The organism is Bradyrhizobium brasilense, from assembly GCF_029714345.1.
Classification (GTDB): domain Bacteria; phylum Pseudomonadota; class Alphaproteobacteria; order Rhizobiales; family Xanthobacteraceae; genus Bradyrhizobium; species Bradyrhizobium australafricanum.
Genome location: NZ_CP121669.1, coordinates 476,919 through 494,293 on the forward strand (window position 1 = coordinate 476,919; position 17,375 = coordinate 494,293).

General features: G+C 65.2%; 18 protein-coding genes. 3 read left to right on the plus strand and 15 right to left on the minus strand.

The window, feature by feature from the left end:
* Positions 1-8: 8 nt before the first annotated feature.
* The 11 genes from QA635_RS02250 to QA635_RS02300 form a co-directional block, all read right to left on the minus strand.
* Entirely contained in the window at positions 9-512 is a 504-nt protein-coding gene (locus QA635_RS02250; RefSeq protein ID WP_028336325.1) for an RNA pyrophosphohydrolase, read from the minus strand.
* Between the two features lie 83 nt (positions 513-595).
* A complete protein-coding gene (locus tag QA635_RS02255; RefSeq protein ID WP_283066573.1) occupies positions 596-1,810 on the minus strand; it encodes a divergent polysaccharide deacetylase family protein in 1,215 nt (404 codons plus the stop codon).
* 150 nt (positions 1,811-1,960) lie between these two features.
* Positions 1,961-3,328: a S41 family peptidase gene (locus tag QA635_RS02260; RefSeq protein WP_057020912.1), complete on the minus strand. Its 1,368-nt coding sequence runs from the start codon at positions 3,326-3,328 to the stop codon at positions 1,961-1,963.
* The gene (locus tag QA635_RS02265; RefSeq protein WP_283072158.1) at positions 3,325-4,635 is read right to left on the minus strand and encodes a murein hydrolase activator EnvC family protein; all 1,311 of its coding nucleotides are present in this window, start codon (positions 4,633-4,635) and stop codon (positions 3,325-3,327) included. Before QA635_RS02265 ends, QA635_RS02260 begins: the two co-directional genes overlap by 4 nt.
* 139 nt (positions 4,636-4,774) lie before the next feature.
* Complete coding sequence (rlmH, locus tag QA635_RS02270) at positions 4,775-5,257, minus strand: 23S rRNA (pseudouridine(1915)-N(3))-methyltransferase RlmH (RefSeq protein WP_283072159.1); 483 nt, start codon at positions 5,255-5,257, stop codon at positions 4,775-4,777.
* Between the two features lie 49 nt (positions 5,258-5,306).
* On the minus strand, positions 5,307-5,675 hold the full coding sequence (gene rsfS / locus QA635_RS02275) for a ribosome silencing factor (RefSeq protein WP_016847840.1): 369 nt from the start codon (positions 5,673-5,675) through the stop codon (positions 5,307-5,309).
* A gap of 186 nt (positions 5,676-5,861) precedes the next feature.
* Complete coding sequence (locus QA635_RS02280) at positions 5,862-6,440, minus strand: nicotinate-nucleotide adenylyltransferase (RefSeq protein WP_229159574.1); 579 nt, start codon at positions 6,438-6,440, stop codon at positions 5,862-5,864.
* A gap of 90 nt (positions 6,441-6,530) precedes the next feature.
* Positions 6,531-7,823, minus strand: a complete 1,293-nt coding sequence (locus QA635_RS02285) for a glutamate-5-semialdehyde dehydrogenase (protein WP_283066575.1) — start codon at positions 7,821-7,823, stop codon at positions 6,531-6,533.
* 122 nt (positions 7,824-7,945) lie between these two features.
* Positions 7,946-9,088 carry a glutamate 5-kinase gene (gene proB, locus QA635_RS02290; protein ID WP_283066576.1) on the minus strand — a complete coding sequence of 381 codons (1,143 nt, stop codon included), beginning with the start codon at positions 9,086-9,088 and terminating at the stop codon, positions 7,946-7,948.
* Between the two features lie 82 nt (positions 9,089-9,170).
* Complete coding sequence (obgE, locus tag QA635_RS02295) at positions 9,171-10,220, minus strand: GTPase ObgE (RefSeq protein ID WP_038384668.1); 1,050 nt, start codon at positions 10,218-10,220, stop codon at positions 9,171-9,173.
* A 101-nt stretch (positions 10,221-10,321) separates the two neighbouring features.
* Complete coding sequence (locus QA635_RS02300) at positions 10,322-10,801, minus strand: MaoC family dehydratase (protein WP_137484028.1); 480 nt, start codon at positions 10,799-10,801, stop codon at positions 10,322-10,324.
* A gap of 154 nt (positions 10,802-10,955) precedes the next feature.
* On the opposite strand from QA635_RS02300, the gene QA635_RS02305 reads away from it, so the two are divergent.
* Positions 10,956-11,870 (plus strand): DMT family transporter, encoded by a 915-nt coding sequence (locus QA635_RS02305; RefSeq protein WP_283066596.1) that lies wholly within the window; start codon positions 10,956-10,958, stop codon positions 11,868-11,870.
* A 179-nt stretch (positions 11,871-12,049) separates the two neighbouring features.
* Here QA635_RS02305 and QA635_RS02310 read toward each other — a convergent pair whose 3' ends face one another.
* From QA635_RS02310 to QA635_RS02325, 4 genes are all read right to left on the minus strand, one after another.
* A complete protein-coding gene (locus QA635_RS02310) occupies positions 12,050-12,646 on the minus strand; it encodes a GNAT family N-acetyltransferase (protein ID WP_283066598.1) in 597 nt (198 codons plus the stop codon).
* 170 nt (positions 12,647-12,816) lie between these two features.
* Positions 12,817-13,086: a 50S ribosomal protein L27 gene (gene rpmA, locus QA635_RS02315; protein WP_016847848.1), complete on the minus strand. Its 270-nt coding sequence runs from the start codon at positions 13,084-13,086 to the stop codon at positions 12,817-12,819.
* Positions 13,087-13,188: 102 nt separating this feature from the next.
* On the minus strand, positions 13,189-13,656 hold the full coding sequence (gene rplU, locus QA635_RS02320; RefSeq protein ID WP_283066600.1) for a 50S ribosomal protein L21: 468 nt from the start codon (positions 13,654-13,656) through the stop codon (positions 13,189-13,191).
* Between the two features lie 256 nt (positions 13,657-13,912).
* Entirely contained in the window at positions 13,913-14,863 is a 951-nt protein-coding gene (locus QA635_RS02325; RefSeq protein WP_283066602.1) for a GlxA family transcriptional regulator, read from the minus strand.
* 124 nt (positions 14,864-14,987) lie between these two features.
* On the opposite strand from QA635_RS02325, the gene QA635_RS02330 reads away from it, so the two are divergent.
* Both QA635_RS02330 and QA635_RS02335 read left to right on the plus strand, forming a co-directional pair.
* On the plus strand, positions 14,988-15,791 hold the full coding sequence (locus QA635_RS02330; protein WP_283066604.1) for an SDR family NAD(P)-dependent oxidoreductase: 804 nt from the start codon (positions 14,988-14,990) through the stop codon (positions 15,789-15,791).
* A 169-nt stretch (positions 15,792-15,960) separates the two neighbouring features.
* Positions 15,961-17,118: an ROK family protein gene (locus QA635_RS02335; protein ID WP_283066606.1), complete on the plus strand. Its 1,158-nt coding sequence runs from the start codon at positions 15,961-15,963 to the stop codon at positions 17,116-17,118.
* Positions 17,119-17,375: the final 257 nt, after the last annotated feature.

The window sequence follows — 17,375 nt, forward strand, 5'->3', positions numbered from 1 at the left end:
CCGGTCGGCTACTTGGCCGCCAGACCGGCGAATTCCTTCACGACGCGCTCATAGACCGGACGCTTGAACGGCACAATCAGCCCCGGCAGATTCTTCATCGGCTCCCAGCGCCAGGTGATGAACTCGGCCTTGTGGCCGCCGCCCGGATTGGCGACGTTGATCTCGTTCTCATCGCCGGTGAAGCGCAGCGCGAACCACTTTTGCCGCTGTCCGCGATAGCGGCCCTTCCAGGCGCGGCCGGCGACGGTGCGCGGGATATCGTAGATCAGCCAGTCCGAGACCTCGCCGAGCTTCTCCACGGACTTGATGCTGGTCTCCTCATAGAGCTCGCGCCGCGCGGCCTGAAACGTATCCTCGCCGGGATCGACGCCGCCTTGCGGCATCTGCCAGACATGCGCGTCGTCGACATGCTCGATGCCGCCCGCGCGGCGTCCGATGAAGACCAGCCCCGCAGTATTCAGCAGCATGATGCCGACGCAGGTTCGATAGGGCAGGTCTTCATAACGTGCCATGCTGCCGCTACCTCGCACATTTTCTGGAGCCGCCCGACCCGGCCCCCCGGCAAGGTCTCGAACTGCACCAACGGATTGAATCTTTAGCCCGATTTTGATTTCAGCATCGCCGTTGTCAATGGCACAAGCATAATGCCCTTGGAGTCCAGTGTCTTGAGCCAGGCGCCGAGCCGCTCGATCGAGACCGGCAACGCCGAGGCGACGCCCACCGCCGTGCCGCGTTCCTTGGCGATCGTTTCCAGCTTGACCAGCGCGCGGTCGATTTCCGCCGACGTCGGCACCGCGTCGATGGCGAAATCGGCCTTCGCGAACGGCAATGCCTGGCCCGCGGAAAGGTTCTGCGCGACGCTACGTGGGGTGGAACCGTCGTCGAAATAGCTCAGGCCGCGCTTGGCCGCTTCGCGGACGATGGGCTGCATCACGGGATCGGCCGCAACGAACCGGCCTCCCATGAAATTGGCTATCCCGGCATAGCCCTGCAGGCGGCTGAGGTGCCAATAGAAGCGGTCGAGGTTCTGCTCGCTGCTCAGTGTGGTCAGCAGCGTTTGCGGCCCGGGATCGTTGTCGGGATAGTCGAACGGCTCCATCGGGATCTGCAGCAGGATCTCGTGACGCTGGGTCCGGGCGCGTTCCGCAAGCTTGCCCGGATCGGAGCCATAGGGCGTGAAGGCCAGCGTCACCGCCGGCGGCAGCTTCATGATGGCGTCGGTGGTCTTGGCGGCACCGACGCCGAGGCCGGCGACCACGATGGCGACCACGGGCATCCGGGCGGCCTTGGCGCGGTCAGCCTCGGCCGCGTAGACCGTGAACGGTTTCAGGCCGTCGGCGACCACCGGGATCATGCCATAGCGTGACTTTTCCAGCAGGCGCGGATCGATGCCGGTCATCGCGAGTGGCGGCGAATCGCCACCGGCCTTGTCGGCCGGATCGCCGGCGCCGATCACCACGTCCTGGCGCTTGCCGCTGGAGCCGTCGATGATGGTGACGGTTCTCGCGTCGCTGGCTGCGGCCGGCACCCTGGCGGCGGATTTGGCCGCCGGTTCGGCCGCCGCCTGGGCGGCCGGAGCGTGCTTGTCGTCAGCGGCGGCGGGCGGAGGATTGCGGAGCGTGACACGGGCGATCGGCTCGCCCCCGAGCGGGTTGTCGTTGAACAGCGCGATGCCGACAAAGCCGACCAGCACGAGCCCGAGCAGCACGGCGAGCGCCTGCATCGCCGTGAATGGCAGGCGAAACCGGCGCGTCCTGCCCACGGTCGTCTGCCCAAGCGGCGTGCTCAGTTCGTCGGCCGCTTCTGCCATGACCCTCCCCGAATCAACAGCGCGAACGATAGCACGATGCGGTGCAATCCCGCGCGCCGGCCTGCCCGGCAAAGCACGGTTACGGGTGGACACCGAAAGCAGAAAGGGCGGCCCGCGGGCCGCCCTGTTCGCCGAATCGATCGGATTAAATCAGTTCGCGGCCTTGTTGCCCGGCTTGTCGACCGCGGCCTTGTCGCGCGCGGCCTCCGGCGCCGCTGGTGCGCTTGAGGTCGACTTGATGCCGTGCAGCAGGTCGTCGGCCATCTTCAGCGCCTTGTCGTCCTTGGCGTCCGGCGGGACGTAGGACTGCGAGCCGGTCTTCTCGTCGCCGTCGTTCTTGAGATGGCCGCGCAGCGAGGCTTCGCCCTTGGTGTCGGTGCGCGCCTTCAGCTCTTCCGGCACGTCCTGCAGCACCTCGATGTCGGGCACGATGCCCTTGGCCTGGATCGACTTGCCCGACGGCGTGTAGTAGCGCGCGGTGGTCAGGCGCAGCGCGCCATTGCCCGAGCCGAGCGGGATGATGGTCTGCACCGAGCCCTTGCCGAACGAACGGGTGCCGACCAGCGTCGCCCGCTTGTGGTCCTGCAGCGCGCCGGCGACGATTTCGGAGGCCGAGGCCGAGCCGCCGTTGATCAGCACGATCACCGGCTTGCCCTTGGTCAGGTCGCCCGGATGGGCGGCGCGGCGCTGGGTTTCCTCGGCATTGCGGCCACGGGTCGAGACGATCTCGCCACGTTCCAGGAAGGAGTCGGACACCGTGACCGCTTCTTCGAGAAGGCCGCCGGGGTTGTTGCGGAGATCGATGACGTAGCCCTTCAGCTTGTCGCCGATCTGGCCCTGCAGATTGGTGATCTCCTTCTTCAGGCCTTCGGTGGTCTGCTCGTTGAAGGTGGTGATGCGGATATAGGCGATGTCATCGGCTTCGACGCGGGCGCGCACCGAGCGGACGCGGATGTTGTCGCGCACCAGCGTGACGTCGATCGGATTGTCCTGGCCCTTGCGGATGATCTTGAGCTTGATCTTGGTGTTGACCGGACCGCGCATCTTCTCGACGGCCTGGTTCAGCGTCAGGCCCTGCACGGCCTCGTCGTCGAGGGTCGTGATGATGTCGTTGGCCATGATGCCGGCCTTCGAGGCCGGGGTGTCGTCGATCGGCGAGACGACCTTGATCAGGCCGTCTTCCATCGTGACCTCGATGCCGAGGCCGCCGAACTCGCCGCGGGTCTGCACCTGCATGTCGCGGAAGCTCTTGGCGTCCATGTAGCTCGAGTGCGGGTCGAGGCCGGTCAGCATGCCGGAGATCGCGGATTCGACCAGCTTGCTGTCATCGGGCTTCTCGACATAGTCGCTGCGCACGCGCTCGAACACGTCGCCGAACAGATTGAGCTGGCGATAGGTGTCCGACGTCGCGGCGCGCGCGCTCGATCCCATCAGCACAGCGCGGGGCTGCGTAACGAAAAGCGTCAGGGCCGCGCCGGTGGCGGCGCTAAGGAGAATTACCGAAGTCTTGCGCATCATCCGCGAACCTTTTCGCCTTCATTTGCGGCCCACCATGGACCTGGATCGATTGGAGTGCCGTCTTTCCGGAACTCGACATAGAGCACTGGCTGGCTCGCATTTGTCGCGAGAATGGATGCAACTTGGGACGTCGACCCCATGGTCGCAACCGGCTCCCCCGTAAGTACAAACTGGCCGATGTTTACCGAAATACGCTCCATCCCGGCGATCAGGACATGATACCCGCCCCCGGCATTGAGGATCAAGAGTTGTCCATAGCTGCGGAAAGGACCAGCGTAAACAACCCAGCCGTCACACGGGGTTGTGACCTGCGCGCCCGGCTTGGCTGCCAAAGAAATGCCTTTTTGTACGCCCCCCGCGCCGTCGGAACCGCCAAATTCGCGAATCTTGGTGCCGTTCACGGGATAGGAGAACAGGCCCTTGGCCGAGGCGAAAGCGACCGCCGGGCTCATGCGGGCCGGGTCCTTGAGCGCCCCCAGATTCGGCTTGCCGTTAACCGTCGCCGGCGCTCCCTGGAGGCTGGCGGTGGCGGCGGCCTTGGCCGCGCTCTTGAGATCCTGCTCCATCTTGGCGATCAGGGTCTGCAGATTGTCGGCCTGCTTCGACAGCGCGATGGCACGGGCGCCTTCGGCCTCCATGTCCTTTTCGGCTGCGCTCTGCTGCCGCTGCCGTTCGTCGACCAGGGCCGCCAGCCGGGTCTGGTCTTCCCTCAGCTTGTCGCGGTCGGCCGCCAGCGCGTCGCGCTCGGTCGAGATGGTCTTGCGCAGCGCCACCAGCTCGCCGAGATCGGCCGCAAGCATCTCGGCGCGGACGCGCAACTCCGGCACCACGGCGCCGAGCAGCATCGCGGTGCGCAGCGATTGCAGCGCGTCCTCGGGCCGCACCAGCAGCGCCGGCGGGGTACGTCGCCCGGCGCGCTGCAGCGCGGCCAGCACCTCGATCACCTCGGAGCGGCGTGAATCGAGCGAGGCGCGGATCTCGCGCTCACGGCCGTCGAGCGGCTGCAGGCGTGCCTCGGCGTCCGCGATCCGCGTCTCGACGCCGCGCACCTGGCCGGCAATGTCGATCAGCTGCTGATTGAGCTTGCTGCGGTCCTGACCGATCGCGGCGATGTCGGCCTTCAGTTTCTCCTGCAGCTCGGTCGCCTTGCGCTGCTGCTCGCGCGCGGCCTCGAGTTCCTGCTCGCGCTGCTTGATCGCATCGGGCGTTGGCTCCGCGGTTGCGGCCTGCTGCGCCGGCGGCGCGGATTGCTGCGCTGATGGTGTCGCCTGCGCGTGCGCCGCGGCCAATGGATATGCGGCGAACATGGCGATCGACAGCGGCAGCGATGCCTGCAGCCGGCGGCGGCGCGCGGCGGTGCCGAGATGCGAAGCCGAATACGAAGCTGTGTCCCGCTTGTGCTGCATTCGCGTGAGTTCAGTGGTTTCGACTGTCCGTCACCACGCCTTACGCGCGATGATAGGGGTGGCCGGCCAAAATGGTTGCGGCGCGATAAATCTGTTCCAGAAGCATGACGCGGACCATTTGATGCGGCCAGGTCGCGGAGCCGAATGCAATTCGCAACAAAGCCCTGCGCTGCAATTCAGGCGAAAGTCCGTCTGCACCGCCGATCACGAAGACAGTATGTGCTGTTCCCTCGTCGCGCCAGCGGCCGAGCTGCCGGGCAAAGCTCGCACTGTCGATGCTCTTGCCGCGTTCGTCGAGCGCGACCAGCGCGTGCTTCTCGGGCAACAGTGCGGAGATCGCCGCAGCCTCCTCGGCAATGCGCGCGGCGGTGTCGCGCGCGCGGCTTTCCGCGATCTCGTGGATGTCGAGGCCGCGAAACCCGAGCTTGCGGCCGATATCCTCGAAGCGCTCGCGGTAACGCTCGGCGAGCTCCCGTTCAGGGCCCTGTTTCAGACGGCCGATGCAGATCACGACAAGGCGCATCAACGCAGACTAGCTGCGCTGCAGCCGATTCGCATCGGCTTCGAACCCCTTAGACCGCCGCGACCGCCGGGTTCTGAGTCCACAACCGTTCGAGATTGTAGAACTCGCGCACCTCAGGCCTGAACACGTGCACGATCACTTCGCCGGAATCGATCAGCACCCAGTCGCAATTGGGCAAGCCCTCGACATGGATGTTCTTGACCCCGTTCTCCTTGAGGCTCTTCGTCACATTTTCCGCGATCGCGCCAACGTGCCGGTTAACCCGGCCGGTGGTGACGATCATGTAGTCGGAATATGCGGATTTGCCCCGAAGGTCGATGGTGACCGTCTCTTCCGCCTTCATGTCCTCGAGGCGGGAGAGGATCAGGCTCAGCGTCTTGTTGGCATCCGGTTTGTCGGCGTCCGGTTGCGCCTGCAAGGCCGCGGTTTTCGTCGATGTTTTACGCGCAGTCTTTGGAACCTTGGGTAAAACAGACTTTGACAATACAGATGTGGCCAGGGACCATTCCTTTCACTGTATCGCGGGTGCCGAATCCTCGGCCCCACGCGCCATATTACGCATGTGGGGTTAATGGTTTCAATATTCCAGTAACCCTTTTGCGCTTCATGCCGTTCTCCAGCTCCCGTCCGGGTTCCGAAGTCCGGTCGAAGACAAATTGGATTTCATTCCTGTCAGGAACACCCAGGCCGGCGCCTGCTGGTCGGCCAGCCGTGTCGCCTGATTTTCAGGCATGCGATAGCGCGCGAGCGCCTGCGCCGCCGGTGCGGCAAGGGCGCGGAAACTTTGGGGCGGACGGTCGATCACGGCAATCGGCACATCGGACGCGATGCGCCGCCAATCTTTCCAGCGATGAAATTGCGCGAGATTGTCAGCGCCCATGATCCAGACGAAGTGCACGCCGGAGACACGGCGGCGCAAGTGGATGATCGTGTCCACAGTATAGCTGACGCCAATGACAGCTTCGAGACAGCTGATGTCGATGCGCGGATCGTCGGCAACGCGGCGCGCGGCCTCGGCTCGCTCGGCGAGCGCGTGCAGGCCATCATGGTTCTTCAGCGGATTGCCCGGCGTCAGCAGCCACCACACGCGGTCCAGCTGCAGGCGCTTGAGCGCGAACAGGCTGATGGCGCGATGCGCGGCGTGCGGTGGATTGAACGAGCCGCCAAGCAGCCCGATGCGCATGCCGTTGGTATAGAACGGAAGCGCCTGGGCTGCGGATAACGACACGCTCGATGCTTGCTGCAATGGCTTACCGTGCGCGTGCGACAATGATCACGGCCGCGTCTGCCCGGTGCCGTGGACGCGGTACTTGAAACTCGTCAGCTGCTCGGCGCCGACCGGCCCGCGGGCGTGGAATTTGCCGGTAGCAATTCCGATCTCAGCGCCGAAGCCGAACTCGCCGCCGTCGGCGAACTGGGTCGAGGCGTTGTGCAGCACGATCGCCGAATCGACCTCGTTGAGAAATCTTTGCGCGGCAGCGGCATCCTCCGTCACGATCGCATCGGTGTGATGCGAGCCGTGATTTTGAATATGCGCAATCGCTTCATCGAGACCGTCGACGATCCTCGCCGAGATGATCGCGTCCTCGTATTCGGTGTCCCAGTCCTCGTCGGATGCGGGCTTCACCCTGGCATCGACGCCCTGCACGGCGTCGTCGCCGCGCACCTCGCAGCCTGCATCGATCAACAGCTCGACCAGCGGTTTCAGCTGCGTCCCGGCGGCGTTGCGATCGACCAGCAGGGTCTCGACGGCGCCGCAGACACCGGGACGGCGCATCTTGGCGTTCAGCACGACCGCTTTGGCCATATCGAGCCTGGCGCTGGCATCGACGTAAATGTGGTTGACGCCCTCGAGATGCGCGAACACCGGAACGCGTGCCTCCGCCTCGACGCGTGCGACGAGGCTCTTGCCGCCGCGCGGCACGATCACATCGATGCCGCCGTTCAATCCCGTCAGCATCAGGCCGACGGCCGCGCGGTCACGGGTCGGCACCAGGGTAATCGCGGCCTCGGGCAGGCCGGCTTCACGCAGGCCCTGCACCAGGCAATCATGGATCGCGCGGCAGGAGCGGAAACTGTCCGAGCCGCCGCGCAGGATCACGGCGTTGCCGGACTTCAGGCACAGCACACCGGCGTCGGCGGCGACGTTGGGGCGGCTCTCGAAGATCACGCCGATGACGCCGAGCGGCACGCGGACGCGTTCGATCGTCATGCCGTTCGGCCGCTGCCAGCTTTCGGTGACGGCGCCGACCGGATCGATGATCTCGCGCACGGTCGCAACGCCATCGGCCATGCCGGCAACGCGCGCCGGCGTCAGGGTCAGGCGGTCGACGAAGGCAGAGCTCATGCCGCCCGCGCGCGCCTCGGCGACGTCCTCGGCATTGGCGGCGAGGATGGCCGGCGCATTGGCGCGGATCGCGCGTTCGATCGCGGCGAGCGCCCGGTCCTTCTGCTCCGGCGGCGCCAGCGCCAGCACGCGCGCGGCGGCGCGCGCCTTGGCGGCGAGGTCGGTCATCAGGGCGGTGAGATCGGCGTTGCCGTCGATCGCCTTCAGGGGGGCGCTCATGAAACTACCAGCTTTGGACTAAGGCCATGTTCTAGCATGGCAATTGAAGGGTGGCGAGGCGCGGAACCGGCATGGCAGGTGGGCGGCAGGCCGCCCGCTCGGCCAATGGCCTATCCAATGGCCTACTTGGGCGGGATCGCCCCGGCCGGGCCGATCACGAGGTCGTCGCGATGGATCATCTCGGACCGGCCGCTGATGCCCAGAATGGCCATCACGTCGGGCGAGGAGCGGCCCATGATCTTCTCGGCGTTCTCGGCGTCATAGGCGACCAGGCCGCGGCCGATCTCATGGGTGTCGGGGCCGCGGACCACCACGGCATCGCCGCGGGCGAACTGGCCGTCGACCCGGATCACGCCGGCCGGCAGCAGGCTCTTGCCGGCGCGCAGCGCGGCCACCGCGCCGGCGTCGATGGTCAAGGTGCCCTTCGGCTCGAGCGAGCCCGCGATCCAGCGCTTGCGCGCGGTGACGGGATTGGCGGGGGTCAGGAACCAGGTGCAGCGGCCGCCATCGGCGATCGCAGCAAGCGGGTGCTCGATCTTGCCGGACGCAATCAGCATGTGGGTGCCGGCGGTGGTCGCGATCTTCGCGGCCTCGATCTTGGTGGTCATGCCGCCGCGCGACAGTTCGGAGCCGGCCGAGCCGGCCATCCCCTCGATCTCCGAGGTGATGCTTTCGACCACCGGGATCAGCCTGGCGTCGGGATCGACCGCGGGCGGCGCGGTGTAGAGGCCGTCGATATCGGACAGCAGGATCAGAAGATCCGCGCTCGCCATGGTGGCGACGCGGGCGGCGAGGCGATCATTGTCGCCATAGCGGATCTCGGTGGTGGCGACCGTGTCGTTCTCGTTGATCACGGGCACCGCGCCCCATTCCAGCAGCTTGGCGATCGTCGAGCGCGCGTTGAGATAGCGGCGGCGCTCCTCGGTGTCCTGCAGCGTCACCAGGATCTGCCCGGCGCCGATGCCGTGATGGCCGAGCACCTCCGACCAGATTCGAGCCAGCGCGATCTGGCCGACCGCTGCGGCAGCCTGACTCTCCTCGAGCTTCAGCGGGCCGCGCGGCAACTTCAGGCGGCTGCGGCCGAGCGCGATCGAGCCCGACGACACCACCATGACCTCGCAGCCTCGCTTGTGCAGCTTTGCGATGTCCTCGACCAGCGCGGCGAGCCAGGACGCGCGCACCTCGCCGGCCTGCGAGTCGACCAGCAGCGATGAGCCGACCTTGACGACGATGCGGCGAAAGTTCTTGAGCGCGGGGCGTTTCATGGATTCGGTCTGGCAGGAAGGTGGAAGCAATAGACGCCACAATGTGGCTTGGGAAGTCCAGGCGCTGCGCGGCTTGTGCCGTTCAACCCTGCGGAACCGGCGTCGCCCACGGCTCCGCCTGACCCTTGGCCTTGTTGGACACCGGCGCCTCGCCGATCACATCGACCAGCGCGCGCAGCGCATCCTGCACGCCTTCGCCGGTCGCGCCTGACAGCAACAGCGGGGTCTTCTTCGCCGCCCGCTTGAGGCGGTCCTTCTGCTTCTTCAGTTCGTCGGGCGCGACCGCGTCGATCTTGTTGAGCGCGACGATCTCGATCTTGTCGGCGAGATGGCCCTCATAGGCTTCGAGCTCGGTGCGCACCGTCTTGTAGGCCTTGCCGGCATGCTCGCAGGTCGCGTCGACCAGATGCAGCAGCACGCGGCAGCGCTCGACGTGACCGAGGAAGCGGTCGCCGAGGCCGGCGCCTTCATGCGCGCCTTCGATCAGGCCGGGGATGTCGGCGAGCACGAATTCGCGGCCGCCGAAATTCACCACGCCAAGCTGCGGATGCAGCGTGGTGAAGGGATAGTCGGCGATCTTCGGCCGTGCTGCGCTGACCACCGACAGGAAGGTCGATTTGCCGGCGTTGGGCAGGCCGACCAGGCCGGCATCGGCGATCAGCTTCAGCCGCAGCCAGATCCAGCGCTCTTCGCCGGGCGCGCCGGGATTGGCGTTGCGCGGCGCGCGGTTGGTGGAGGATTTGAAATGCGCGTTGCCGAAGCCGCCATTGCCGCCTTCAGCCAGCACGAATTTCTCGCCGAGTTCGGTGAAGTCGTGCAGCAGGGTCTCGCGGTCCTCGTCGAACACCTGGGTGCCGACCGGCACCTTCAGCACGATCGGCTTGCCGTTGGCGCCATGGCGGTCCTTGCCCATGCCATTGGTGCCCTTCTGTGCCTTGAAGTGCTGCTGGTAGCGGTAATCGATCAGCGTGTTCAGTCCGTCGACGGACTCGATGATGACGTCACCGCCGCGACCGCCATTGCCGCCGGAGGGACCGCCGAACTCGATGAACTTCTCGCGCCGGAACGCGACGCAGCCGTTGCCGCCGTCGCCCGAGCGAATATAGACCTTGGCTTCATCGAGGAATTTCATGATCCGCTCTAGTTAGGGCAGGGTGGCCTTTGCGGCAACCCGGAAAGGCCCTGACTTCAGCGAAAAGCCCTAATTTTCGGGCCTTTTTGCGGCCCAAGCGGCTAAGCAGGCCGTCTCCGGACCAGGAATTTCTGCATCCCCTCCAGCACCAGCTCGCGGCGCTGGTTGTGCACGGTCGAGCGCAGCGTCACGACGCCGGTGGTCTTGCCCGGCGACAGCTCGATCACCTCCAGCGCGGGGTAGATGGTATCGCCGGCATAGACCGGTTTCAGGAACTTGCTCGATTGCTCGAGGAAGCCGATCAGCGACTCCTCCACGACGTAGGGAAACAATCCGGCGCCGGGCGCGGTGTGCACAAGGGTCTGGAAGCCGTGGGCGAGCAGATCAGGCATGCCGCGCGCGCGGCAATATTCGACGTCGTAATGGATCGGATGGGTGTCGCCGCTGGCGGTCTGGAACGCCGCGAACACGGCCGAGGTCTGGGTCCGGCTCGGAATCACGAAGCGCTCGCCGAGCACGAAATCCTCGAACCAGCGCTGCGCGGGGACCATGCGATGCTGGGTGGGATCGAAGTCGCTCATGCGGCGTTTCCTGCTCTTTTTGTTGCCGGGATGAGCTACCGGTATCGCAGCGGCGCAGGTGCGGCAATCCGTTCAATTCGTCATGCCCGGGCTTGTCCCGGGCATCCACGTCTTTAAAACCGGACGACTCGGGAACAAAAGCGCAAGTCTGCTCATGAGCCTGTTCGCAAAGCTGTCCTCCTACGACGACCGATCGGCGCGGCTCGCCGGCATCGGGTTGATGCTGCTGTCGATCTTCATGTTCTCGTTCGGCGATGCGATGGGCAAATTCATCGTCGCCACCTATTCGGTCGGGCAATTGCTGTGGCTGCGCGCCTGCGCGGCGCTGCTCGTGCTGCTGCCGATCGTGTGGCAACGACGCGCGGATTTTCTGCATCTGGAACGGCCGTGGCTGCAATTGCTGCGGGTGACGCTGTCGACGGTGGAGGTTGCGGCATTCTTCCTGGCGACCGTCTATCTGCCGCTCGCCGACGTCATCACCTACTACCTCGCCGGACCGATCTTCGTCACCGCGATGTCGGGCCTCGTGCTCGGCGAGCATATCGGCTGGCGACGCTGGACCGCGATCCTGGTCGGCTTTTGCGGGGTGCTGATCGCGCTCCGGCCGTCGGCGCAGACGATCAGCTGGCCGGCGATGATCGCGCTCGGCGGCAGCCTGTCGTTTGCGGTGCTGATGCTGATCACGCGCTCGCTGCGCGCGACGCCCGATATCGTGCTGGCGACGTCGCAATTCGGCGGCACCTTCATCCTGGGCCTCGTGCTCTCGCCGTTCGGCTGGGTGACGCCGTCAGCCGGCAGCCTCGTGCTGTTCTTCACCGCCGGCATTATCTCGGTCGCGGCGCTGCTCTGCGTCAATCGTTCGCTGAAGCTCGCGCCGGCGAGCGTGGTGGTGCCCTACCAGTATTCGATGATCGTCTGGGCGGTGATCTTCGGCTTCGTGGTGTTCGGCGATGTGCCGTCCTGGGCTACCATCATCGGTGCCGCTGTTATCATCGCGGCAGGCCTCTACATCTTCGTCCGCGAGCAGCAGCTCGGACGCACGGACTCCGCGATCAATCCGCCGGCGTGATGTTTACCCTCCCCTGGAGGGGGAGGGTCGACACGAATGCAATGAGCGGCGGGGTGGGGTGAAGGTCTCTCCTCATCCAACGGTGCCCGAGTGGAGAGATCACCCCACCCCGTTGCGCCTTCCGCTGCGCTTCATGCGCAACGACCCTCCCCCTCCAGGGGAGGGTGAAGCCAAAAGTCTCAGCTCTCCCGCCGGGTCGAGTTGTTCCAGCGCTTCAGCGACGTCCAGACACCGCGTGACAGGCGGAAGCAGTCGACCGGGCTCGATGAGCCCAGCGCCTCGAAGCGGTGCAGCTCGACGCCGCCCCACTGGAAGCCGCACTTCTCGAGGATGTTGCGCGACGACGGGTTGACGACGCGGGCGCCCGAGATCAGCTGGTCGAGATCGAACTCCTCGAAGAAGTAATCGATCACGGCGCGCGCGGCCTCGGTGCCGAAGCCCTGGCCCCAATAGTCGACGCCGAGCCAGTAGCCGAGTTCGGCCGATGTCTCCTCGCGCCAGTCGATGCCGACCATGCCGATCGGTGTGTGATTGTTCTCGATCAGGAAAACGGTTTCGCGTCCGCCGGCGCCGAGCGCGCGCACGAAGTCGATGGCGTCGTCGTGGGTATAGGGATGCGGCAGGCGGCGGGTGTTCTCCGCGATGCGGCGGTCGTTGGCGAGGCGTGCGATTGCTTTTACGTCCGCGAGCGTCGGCTTGCGCAATGTCAGCCGTTCGGTCTCGAGGACGCATGCTCTTGCCTCGCGCAAGGTCGGCGTCGGGATGTCCTGCAACATGTCGAGCTCCTGTGATGCGAAAAATCGATACGCAACGCTTGGAACGTCACGCGCGGTCGAAGTCGAACGCGCGCAACAAAAAGGGGAGGCCGGTCATCCCGCCTCCCCTTGGAGCCCTTTGCGACTCCGCCGGTTCAACAGGACCCGGCGGACTCATGTGTGTCCACCGTCTACTCGGCCGCCTCTGCCATCGGAATAACCGATACAAACGTGCGGCCGTTGGCTTTGGCACGGAACTCGACATGACCCTCGACCTTGGCGAAGAGAGTATGATCGGTGCCCATGCCGACATTAAGGCCAGGATGCCAGGTGGTGCCGCGCTGACGCGCGATGATGTTTCCGGGGATCACGCGCTCGCCACCGAACGCCTTGATGCCAAGGCGCTTGCCCTTGGAATCACGTCCGTTGCGCGATGAACCGCCTGCTTTTTTATGAGCCATAGCTCGTCTCCGACTTCGCTTTGATCTCTAGATCAATTCCTTGACGGAATCATTTCACGTTTTGTCACGCTTCACATCTGGAAGCGCGACCATCACTTCTTCTCAAGCCTTGGGCGCGGCCTTCTTCGCCGGAGCCTTTTTCGCGGCCGGCGCCTTTGCGGGCGCCTTCTTCTTGGCCGCCTTCGGTGCTGCGTCCTCGCCATCGGCGGGCGCTGCGACCTTTTCCTTCTTCGGCCGTGGGCCGATGGTCGGCTTGGCATTATCGGCAAGGATCTCGGTGATGCGAAGCACCGTGAGCTCGTCGCGATAGCCGCGCTTGCGGCGTGAATTTTTGCGGCGACGTTTCTTGAACGCGATCACCTTGGCACCGCGCTTGTGCTGCAGCACTTCGGCCGCAACGGTGGCGCCTGCCACGGTGGGCGTTCCCAGCATCGGCGTGTCACCGCCGAGCACCAGAACTTCGCCTAGCTGCACGATCGTGCCGACATCGCCGGCGATCTTGCCTATCTCGAGTACATCATTCGGAACGACACGGTACTGCCGGCCGCCGGTTTTGATGACTGCGAACATCGTTTGATTCCTTCGTGTTCGGTTCCCGGCCTCGGACGGTTCGCCCGGGTCGGCTTTTTGTTCAGTCGCTATGGGTTATGTGTTTCGCGCGAAGGGAATGAATTCCCAAACTGGATCGCACAAAAACGATCGGCGCGAGAAATCCCCGCGCCGGATGGGCGGACTTATAGCCGCAATCGACCGAGAGTCAAGGTAAAGCAGGGCAAAAACCGGCCAAAAATGAACGGTTTGGCGTGGTTTCGGCCCGAATCGACCCTCAGGCCGCGGTCTGTGCCGCGGCCCGCGCGTGGCGGCGGATGGTCTGGGGCGGTTGGCCCAGCACCCGCAAGAACGCCCGCCGCATCCGTTCGCGGTCGGCAAAGCCGGTCTCACCGGCAATTTCGTCCATCGAATGGCGGCCGTCTCCGATCAATTCGCGCGCCGCCTCGACCCTGAGATGCTCGATCGCCTTGGCCGGTGACTGGCCGGTCTCTGAACGGAAGGCGCGGCTGAACTGGCGCGGGCTGAGCCGTGCGACGGCGGCCAGCTCCTCGACCGAGAGCTCGTTGCGCAGATGCGCCTTGGCGTAATTGAGCGCGTTCTGGATGCGATCGGATTTCGGGTCGAGCTCGAGCAGCGCCGAAAACTGCGACTGTCCGCCGGCGCGGCGGTGATAGACGACGAGCTTGCGCGCCACCGAACGGGCGACCTCGACGCCGAGGTCATGCTCGACCATCGCCAGCGCCAGATCGATCGTCGCGGTCATGCCGGCCGAGGTCCAGATCGGTCCGTCGACGATGTAGATGCGGTCCTGCTCGACTTTCAGCTTGGGGAAGCGCGCCTGCAGCTCGGCGGCGTATTGCCAATGCGTGGAGACGCGCCGGCCGTCGAGCAGGCCGGCTTCGGCGAGCGAGAAGGCGCCAACGCAGGGCGCGGCGATGCGCTGTGACGCCGTCAGGGCGCGGCGAACATAGTCGGTCAGCTTCGGTGACGCCGGATGCAGCTCGGTGCCCGCGCCGACGAACAGCGTGTCGAAGCTGCGCGCGCTGAACGCTGCGGTCTCGACATTGAAGCCCGCGGATGACCGCACCGGGCCGCCATTCTCGGACAGCAGTGTGACCGAGTAGAAGTTTTCACCGGCCACCAGATTGGCGATCTCGAAGGCGGTGATGGCGGTGAAGCCCATCACCTGGAAGCCCGGGAAGACGACGAAGCCGATCTCCTGCATGGAACCCTCCAGCGACGATCTGTGTCCTAAAAAGGTGTATATATGACATTTGAGCCATTCAAGGGGGCCAGTAGAACCTGTCCAGCGGCCAAGACCGGCCGTTCGGGTCAAACAGGAGATCAACATGACCAAGTCAGCCAAAGGAACGGCGCTCGTTACCGGTGCGTCGTCCGGAATCGGTGCCATCTACGCGGACCGACTCGCACGGCGTGGCTACGATCTGATCCTCGTCGCACGCAACCGCGAGCGCCTCGATGGGCTTGCCAAGCGTCTGTCGGCGGAGACAGGCCGATCGATCGAGATCGTTGCCGCCGACCTCAGCAAGCGCGGCGACGTGTCACGGATCGAATCCATTCTGCGCAGCAATACCGGCATCAGCGTGCTGGTGAACAATGCGGGCGTCGGTGCAACCGCGCCGCTGCTCGCATCCGATGTCGACAAGATGAGCGACATGATCGCACTCAATGTCGACGCGCTGATGCGCCTGACCTATGGGGCGGTGCCGGGATTCGTTGCGCGTGGCGGCGGCACCGTCGTCAACATCGCCTCGGTCGTCGGCGTCGCGCCGGAAATCCTCAACGGCGTCTACGGCGGCAGCAAGGCTTTCGTCCTCGCGCTGACGCAGTCGCTGCAGCATGAGCTCAAGGACAAGAACATCCGGGTCCAGGCCGTGCTGCCGGGGGCCACCGCGACCGAGTTCTGGAACGTGGCCGGCACGCCGGTCGAGCATCTGCCCGGCGAGATCGTGATGAAGGCCGAGGACATGGTCGATGCCGCGCTCGCCGGTCTCGATCAGGGCGAGGTCATCACCGTGCCTGCGCTGCCGGATGCCGCCGATTGGCAGGCCTATGAGTCAGCCCGCCAGAAGCTGATGCCGAACCTGTCGCGCAGCACGCCTGCGGCGCGCTACGGGGTGAAGGCCGCCTGACGCCTCTCGCGAAAATTGCGTCCCGCGCAGGCCGAGTGCCCGAGCGCGGGACGCAACCATTTGAGTTCCCGGCCGTTACCGCATGATCCGGAAAAGTGTGAAGCGGTTTTCCGAAAAGATCATGCTCAAGAAATAGTTCTGGGACCCTCAAGCGGGCAGGCACGGGCAAATGGCCGAAGACACTGGATTGACCACGGGCATCGCGCACCACGGTGCCGCGCGGCTGCCGTCTGTCGACATCGACAGCTTCAACATCGAGCTGAAGGACGACGAGGGCTTTCTCGGCGATCGCGCCTCCAAGGGCGCGTTCCGCAAGATCCTCGACCGCTGGCGCAAGCCGCTGCGCAAGTCGGACGAAGATCCGTTCGGCGACGAGCCGTCGGACAAGATCAGCAAGAAGAAGCTCGATGAGCTGCTGGTCGGCGATGACACCGAGGCCTCCGCGGTCGTGCACAGCGCGATCGAGGAGTTTGCCCAGGAGCTCGCCTATGTGACGCGGCGCTTCCTCAACACCAAGGCCTGGGCCAAGACCGAGCGCATCGTGGTCGGCGGCGGCTTCCGCGACTCCAGGCTCGGCGAGCTCGCCATCGCACGCACCGAGATCATCCTGAAGTCGGAGGATTTCAAGGTCGACATGGTGCCGATCCGCTTTCACCCCGATGATGCCGGGTTGATCGGCACGCTGCATCTCGCGCCATCGTGGATTTTCGAGGCCCATGACGGCGTCCTTGCCGTCGACATCGGCGGCACCAATATCCGCTGCGGCGTGGTCGAGACGCGCTGGAAGAAGGCGCCCGATCTCTCCAAGGCGGCAGTCTGGAAATCGGAGCTGTGGCGACACGCCGATGACGAGCCGACGCGCGAGGGCGCGGTGAAGCGGCTGGTGAAGATGCTGAAGGAGTTGATCGCCGCCGCCGAGAAGGAGAATCTCAAGCTCGCGCCGTTCATCGGCATCGCCTGTCCCGGCGTCATCAATGAGGACGGATCGATCGAAAAGGGGGCGCAGAACCTGCCCGGCAATTGGGAGAGCAGCAAATTCAACTTGCCGGCGAGCCTGGTCGAGGCGATCCCGCAGATGGGCGATCATGACACCGCGATCGTGATGCATAATGACGGCGTGGTGCAGGGGCTGGCCGAGGTCCCGTTCATGCAGGATGTCGCGCGCTGGGGCGTGCTGACGATCGGAACCGGGCTTGGCAATGCCCGCTACACCAATCGCAAGCGGGACAACGGCAAGGACGAGAAGAAGGCCGAGAAGAAAGACAAGGACGACGAGAACGAAAAGAACGAGAAAAAGGCCAAAAAAGCCAGGAAGGCCGATGCCTGAGCCGCGGGGCTGCAGCGTTCGTGCGCGCTCCATCCGGGCTACGGTCTGCCTTCTCCTTCCCCCTGAAAGGGGGAAGGTCGGGATGGGGGTCAGCCGCAGGCGATGCTGTTTGCGGAGAGAGCAGATCCCCACCCGCTTTGCTCTGGCGAGCAAAGCGACCTCCCCTTTTCCAGGGGAGGTAAGCATGCGTAGCCCGGATGCAGCCAACGGGTCGCGCGAATGCGCGCCCGATGACAGGCTCCGCGAAATCCGGGGCA